The 5,047-nt window shown below is 62.7% G+C and carries 7 protein-coding genes and 1 pseudogene; 3 read left to right on the forward strand and 5 right to left on the reverse strand.

Annotated features, from left to right (window positions below):
• The 3 genes and pseudogenes from NEI07_RS07485 to recR all read left to right on the forward strand — a co-directional run.
• A pseudogene (locus tag NEI07_RS07485) lies at window positions 1-493 on the forward strand (DNA polymerase III subunit gamma/tau); the annotation flags it as partial.
• Entirely contained in the window at window positions 490-813 is a 324-nt protein-coding gene (locus tag NEI07_RS07490) for a YbaB/EbfC family nucleoid-associated protein (protein WP_256033751.1), read from the forward strand. The pseudogene NEI07_RS07485 and the gene NEI07_RS07490, both read left to right, overlap by 4 nt.
• A gap of 99 nt (window positions 814-912) precedes the next feature.
• On the forward strand, window positions 913-1,518 hold the full coding sequence (gene recR, locus NEI07_RS07495; RefSeq protein WP_256033754.1) for a recombination mediator RecR: 606 nt from the start codon (window positions 913-915) through the stop codon (window positions 1,516-1,518).
• Window positions 1,519-1,725: 207 nt separating this feature from the next.
• Here recR and NEI07_RS07500 read toward each other — a convergent pair whose 3' ends face one another.
• The 5 genes from NEI07_RS07500 to NEI07_RS07520 all read right to left on the reverse strand — a co-directional run.
• Window positions 1,726-2,376, reverse strand: a complete 651-nt coding sequence (locus NEI07_RS07500) for a DsbA family protein (protein ID WP_256033756.1) — start codon at window positions 2,374-2,376, stop codon at window positions 1,726-1,728.
• A gap of 96 nt (window positions 2,377-2,472) precedes the next feature.
• Window positions 2,473-2,676, reverse strand: coding sequence for a hypothetical protein (locus NEI07_RS07505; protein ID WP_256033758.1), 204 nt, complete (start codon window positions 2,674-2,676; stop codon window positions 2,473-2,475).
• 170 nt (window positions 2,677-2,846) lie between these two features.
• A complete protein-coding gene (gene rpsD, locus NEI07_RS07510) occupies window positions 2,847-3,464 on the reverse strand; it encodes a 30S ribosomal protein S4 (protein WP_256033760.1) in 618 nt (205 codons plus the stop codon).
• A gap of 279 nt (window positions 3,465-3,743) precedes the next feature.
• Entirely contained in the window at window positions 3,744-4,082 is a 339-nt protein-coding gene (locus tag NEI07_RS07515; RefSeq protein ID WP_256033761.1) for a hypothetical protein, read from the reverse strand.
• A 114-nt stretch (window positions 4,083-4,196) separates the two neighbouring features.
• Window positions 4,197-5,047: hypothetical protein (locus NEI07_RS07520; protein ID WP_256033762.1), on the reverse strand; the 851-nt coding region annotated here is incomplete at its 5' end.

Below are 5,047 nucleotides of genomic sequence, written 5' to 3' on the forward strand. Positions count from 1 at the left end.
CGCCGCGCCTCAGCCCTCCGCAGCGCCGGCGCCAAGACCTGCAGCGCCGGAGCCAGGCATCATCATCGAGAGCTTCGATGCGCTTGTCGCGCTTGCCGCGCAAAAACGTGACATGCGCCTCAAGATCGGGCTCGAATCCGAAGTGCGGCTGGTGCGATTTGAGCATGGACGGATCGAATTTGAACTCGCGCCCGGCGGCGCGCGTGAACTGGCGTCGACTCTGATGCAGAGGCTTCAGGCTTGGACCGGCGAGCGCTGGATGGTGTCGGTCGTCGCCTCGGGCGGCGCGCCGACGCTCAAGGAATTGCGCGAAGCGGAGGAGCGCAAGCGCCGTTCTTCGCTTGAGTCGGATCCGCTCGTCGCGAGCGTGCTCGCGCGTTTTCCCGGCGCGCAGATCGTCGCCGTGCGGGGCAGGGACGAGGGCGCAGCGTCCGCCGAAACGCTCTATGATGACGCGTCGCCAATCGAGGAAGACGACGGAGAAGCGCAATGATGGACTTCATGGGCCTGATGAAGCAGGCGCAGCAGATGCAGGCCAAAATGGCCGAAGCGCAGCTGGAGCTCGAACAGACCGTCGTCGAAGGCGAGGCGGGCGGCGGCATGGTGAAGGTCACGCTCACCGCGAAGGGCGGGATGAAAAGCATTTTCATCGACCCGAGTCTGTTGACGCCCGACGAAAAGGAAATTCTTCAAGACCTGATCCTCACCGCCCACATGCAGGCGCGCGCCAAGGCGGAGGAGGCCATGGCCGAAAAAATGAAAGCGCTCACCGGCGGGCTGCCGTTGCCGCCAGGCTTCAAACTGCCCTTTTGATGCGTAGCGCTGCGATTCTCGCGTCATCGCCGACTATGACGTGGATGCCCGCGACCAGCACGGGCATGACGCGAAACCACATGAGGCGTTGATCCGTCTATGGCTGAAAAGGTGGCCGGTCCCGAGATCGAAAAACTCGTGCAGCTGCTGGCCAAATTGCCGGGGCTCGGTCCGCGATCGGCGCGGCGCGCGGCGCTGCATCTCATCCGCAAACGCGAAGAACTGCTGGCGCCGCTCGCCGAAGCGATGCGCGTCGCGCGGGAGCGCATCGTCATTTGCTCGGTGTGCGGCAATATCGATACGAGCGATCCGTGCACGATCTGCCGCGACGCGCGCCGCGACGGGTCGATCCTGGTTGTCGTCGAGACGGTCGCCGATCTCTGGGCGCTGGAGCGGGCAGGGCTGCTCAACGCGCGCTATCACGTGCTCGGCGGCGTGCTGTCGCCGCTCGATGGCGTCGGCCCGGACGATCTTGCCATCGCGAGCCTTGTCGCGCGCGTGCGCGGAGAGGAGACCAGCGAGGTCGTGCTTGCGGTCAACGCAACGGTCGACGGCCAGACGACCGCGCATTACATCGCCGATGTGCTGGCGCCGTCAGGCGTGAAGGTGACGCGGCTCGCCCACGGCGTGCCGGTCGGCGGCGAACTCGACTATCTCGATGAGGGAACGCTTGCGGCGGCGCTGGAGCGGCGGACCGCGTTCTAGCGGAATGACATGCGCGCCATTCAGACGGAAATTGTACTACATGGATTCCGGGCGATTTGCTTGCTAGGAGCGTCATTCCCGGCAGGCCGAAGGCCTGACCGGGAATCCAGAGCCGATGCGGAAATGCTGGTTTGCTCTGGATTCCCGATCGCTTCGCTCACGCGAAGCGTCGGGAATGACAGCCGAGCAGATCGGCCGGAATTCGTATTACTTCGCCGCGGTTTTCGATGTGATGATCTTGTCCCAGTCCTCGACGCCGATCTCGCCGGTGTATTTGTCGCCATTGACGAAAAAGGTCGGCGTCGAGTTGACGCCAAATTTCTCGGCGGCGCGATTACGCACCTTGTTGACGTTCTCGTAAAGCGCCTGATCCTTTAAGACGGCCTCGAACTTCTCCTGGCCGAGGCCAGCCTGTTTCAAGACATTGGCCAGACCGTCGAGCGGCTTATCGGAGAAGGCCCAGTTCTTCTGCTGCGAGAATAGAAGATCGACCGTCGCGTCGCGCTTGTCGCCGAGTTCGCGCGCCAGCATGAAGGCGGCCGTCGCGAGCGGATCGAGCGGGAACTCGCGCAAAATGAATTTCGCCTTGCCCGTGTCGATATATTTCTTCTTCAGCTCCGGATAGACGTCTTTATGAAACGCCGCGCAGTGGCTGCACGTCATCGAAGCATATTCGACGATCGTCACGGGAGCGTCCGCCGCGCCTTCAACCACGTCGGGCAGGGCGTTCGGCGCCATCAGCTCGTCGGTCGAGACTTTGCCCGAAGACGACTTGTCGGCGAGGGCGGGCGCTGCGACGAGGAGCGCGCAGGCGGCGCCGACAAGAAAACCACGACGGGGCATAAAAGCGAAGGGCATGTGCGTTCCGTAACTGTTGCGACGCCGAAGACCATAACGTCTTCGACAATTGTGGCAAATCAAATCTGGCGAGGATGTGGAGCCGCTAAGCGGGCGCTACAGCCCGTGTTTCGGCCGAATGAACCAGTAAAGCACGCCGATAAAAGCGAGCACCACGCCGAACCAGAAGACGACGTCGCCGAGCATCAGGTCCCTCATGGTGTAGCTGAGGACGCTGATCAGCAAGCCGGCGATTGCGATCCAGAGCGGTTTCTGACTGCGTTCCTTCTCCGCCGGCCGCTTCTTCGATAGCCCGGACACGTGCCTCTCCTTCTGCGTTCCCTTGGCGGTCCGGCCGTCTTTCAGCTTGCCTGCAAGCGATGACGGCGCTTTTGCGCGCGAGAGTTTCCGATTGCGGTCCCACAGTCAAGAACGGGCAAAAAAACAGCCGCTCGACGCGGCTGTCTTCCTCACATTGCTGCGTGTCGAGGTTAGCGCGAATAGAACTCGATGACGAGGTTCGGCTCCATCTGCACGGGATAGGGCACCTCCGTCGCATGCGGCACCCGGATGAGCTTCGCGACCATTTTGGAGTGGTCGACGTCGTAATATTCCGGGGTGTCGCGCTCGGCGAGCTGAACCGCCTCGAGCACGGTCACGGCCTGTTTCGAGGCTTCCTTCACCTCGATCACGTCGCCGACCTTCACCTGATAAGATGGAATGTTGACGCGCTTGCCGTTGACGCGGATGTGGCCGTGATTGACGAACTGCCGTGCGGCGAAGACCGTCGGAACGAATTTCGCGCGATACACGATCGCGTCAAGGCGCCGCTCCAAAAGGCCGATCAGATTATCGCCCGAGTCGCCCTTCAACCGGATCGCTTCCGCATAATATTTGCGAAACTGCTTTTCCGAGATATTGCCGTAGTAGCCCTTGAGCTTCTGCTTGGCTTTGAGCTGCGTGCCATAGTCGGACAGCTTGCCCTTGCGCCGCTGTCCGTGCTGTCCGGGGCCATATTCGCGGCGATTGACGGGGCTCTTCGGCCGGCCCCAGATGTTCTGGCCCAGGCGTCGGTCGAGCTTATATTTTGCTTCTGCGCGCTTCGTCACTTTGACTCTCGTCCTCTCATGGTCGCGTTTGTGGCGCGCGAGAGGCGAAAGACGAAATGCGTCCGGAGCGTTGCGCTCGGACGTCGTCAGATTCGCGTCTCTCGCCGCCCCCGGCCAGCGCCGGGGCTTCAAGAACGCGCCCTCCTCTGCCGTCAACCGGCCGACAGGCGTTTGCAGCAAACGCCACGGGTGCTGGCCTGGCGCGAACGGGCCGCGTCAGGCTCGTGGGGAGCTAAAGGAAAGCGCTCCCTAAGTCAAGATTTCCTGAGAAAAGCCGACTTACGGCCACCAGAACGGAAAACCCTCATCGTATGGCACGATCATGCTGGCGTTGTAGGGCGGCCGCTGCGGAAGCGTCTCCTGCATATACCAGCTGCGCTGGTTGCGCTCGATCGGATCGTGATTGAGGTAGGTCTGCTGGACCATGTAGCGGTTGGTGCTGCCGACCGGCACCTGGGTGCCGGGATCGAGCCAGCTGCGGCGCTGGATGTCGATCGGGCCGTGGCCGCAACAAACCTCGCTTGAGGAAACGCGATAGCGGGACTTGGCGAGCGCATCGCCCGCCGCGAACAACACCAGACAGGCGAGCCCCGCCGACAGCACTTTATTCCTGCGCATCACGATCCCCTTTTGGACTGAACGCCGTAGATCATAATAGCGGATCGTTTCGCAAAAGCGAATTAAAGCGCGCTTTCCCGCCAGTAATCCGCCGTCAGGGTGAATGCGGAACGCCTAACGCGTGATCTGTGCGCCTTGCCGCGATGGTCGGGCATGCGCGCGGCGCGCGCCCTGCGTTGGACGCGCGGCGTTCTTTTGCGCGGGGATGGTCGCGGTCAGGTCGTCGCGCGAGATGTCGCCGCAGCCAATGCCGCGCGTCGACGCCGCTTGCGCGAAGAAGTCGTTCAGCGCCGGATTATCCGGACTCGCCGTGTAGTTGATGCGGTCGAGCAGGCAGCCAAGCGCAACCCGGTCGATCGGCTTCGCCGATTCGCCGCAGGCCAGCCCGGCGATTTCGAGAGCGAGCTTCCCATCGATGAGACGCGCTGCAACGCAGCTGCGCTCGCTCGCCGCAACGCCCTCGGACGCGGCTTGCGAGAGCCGTATGTCGGCCGTCTCAAACGACCCGAATTTGGTGACGAGCGCGCTCGGCTGGCCGATCTTCGCGACGTTAAGGCCGGCCTGGGCGGCGTGTCGGGCCATGTCAAGGAAGAAATCCGACGTCTTTTCCTTGTCGACGATATCCTGATGAATATCGACGCGCATGAACGGCGCGCCCATCGCGAATTGCCCGACCGCGATCGTGTCGATACGGCCAGAGCCGTTCTCGCTGTCGCGCACGGCGATGGTTTTTTTCTCCCGGTCGAATTCCGGCGCGGCGATGTCGAATGCGCTGAAGGGCTTCGCCATCAGCGCCGACGCCTCGATGGCTTCGACGGAAACCTTAGTGGAAATCTTGCGCGAGGGCGCGACAGCGACGCGCGGTTGCTCGACGTTCGCCGCGACTTTCGGTTCCGCGGTCCCGGGTCCGCGCGGAAGGAAGACGAGTGCGGCGAAGAGAATGAGCGTCGCGCCGACGCCCATTC

The organism is Methylocystis suflitae (genome assembly GCF_024448135.1).
Lineage (GTDB): Bacteria > Pseudomonadota > Alphaproteobacteria > Rhizobiales > Beijerinckiaceae > Methylocystis > Methylocystis suflitae.

What these genes read in the sequence shown, in the direction of transcription:
- NEI07_RS07490 (WP_256033751.1), top strand. Translation starts at nt 490, where the DNA reads ATGATGGACTTCATGGGCCTGATGAAGCAGGCGCAGCAGATGCAGGCC.
- recR (WP_256033754.1), top strand. Translation starts at nt 913, where the DNA reads ATGGCTGAAAAGGTGGCCGGTCCCGAGATCGAAAAACTCGTGCAGCTG.
- NEI07_RS07500 (WP_256033756.1), bottom strand. Translation starts at nt 2,376, where the DNA reads ATGCCCTTCGCTTTTATGCCCCGTCGTGGTTTTCTTGTCGGCGCCGCC.
- NEI07_RS07515 (WP_256033761.1), bottom strand. Translation starts at nt 4,082, where the DNA reads ATGCGCAGGAATAAAGTGCTGTCGGCGGGGCTCGCCTGTCTGGTGTTG.